The organism is Psychrobacter sp. 1U2, from assembly GCF_051847575.1.
On the sequence record NZ_JBPYDC010001000.1, the window covers coordinates 1 to 745 of the forward strand.

The 745-nt window shown below is 44.2% G+C and carries 1 protein-coding gene; it reads right to left on the reverse strand.

The genetic code is table 11. From position 1 onward, the window contains the following. On the reverse strand, positions 1–745 hold a 745-nt coding region (locus ACS8FD_RS20010), incomplete at both ends, for a hypothetical protein (protein ID WP_439277155.1).

A 745-nucleotide genomic window follows, 5' to 3' on the forward strand; every position in this document is an offset into this window, starting at 1 on the left:
CAGGCAGAGGCTGGGTGTTCGCCCCACTTAATAATTTTGGCTTTACTGCCATCTGCCAGTATTTCCCCAGCCTCAACTTCAATTTCACCAAAATAATAAAGATGCCGCGCGGTTGCATTACCCAATAAACGCCTTGCTTCATCCTGCTGGCGTTGTTGGTAATCAGTTATTGTTTCTGTGCTTAAGCGTGGTTCGGTGAAAAAGTTGATTTGCATTGCTCTATCAGGATTTAGCAGCTCATCGGTGAACCCGGTGAGATTATCTGCCTGATCGCCTTTGCCTTTAACCGCTGTAGCTGATGGCAACCCTAGAACATCAAATATTACTTCTGTGACATTATCATTGATGTCTTTTAGTTCACGTGGGGCGAGTACACGATAATCGAATTTTTCAACCGAAACGGTATTCCCAATTGGATCTGTGCTTGTTTTGATATAGAGATCAAGCGGATCGTAGTTAAGTGTGGTGGTTTGGTTGAAGGCATTAATATAGCGTTCGGGCAGAAAGAAATGATCAGCGGCATCATTGGAAAAGCCAGCAATACCTGAGCGAATCCAGTATTGTTCGGTAGTGTCTATACCAGCAAAACGAGCCCTTAACTCAGCGCCACTGAGATAGCCGCTTTTTGATGCATTCTCCAGTTCGGCTTGTATGTCTGGTGTGAATTTTTCAGCCAAAATGGCATTGAGCAAATCATCGGTTAATGCCAAGGTATAGGTTTCGTAAGGTAAACCTAAGTTGCCCT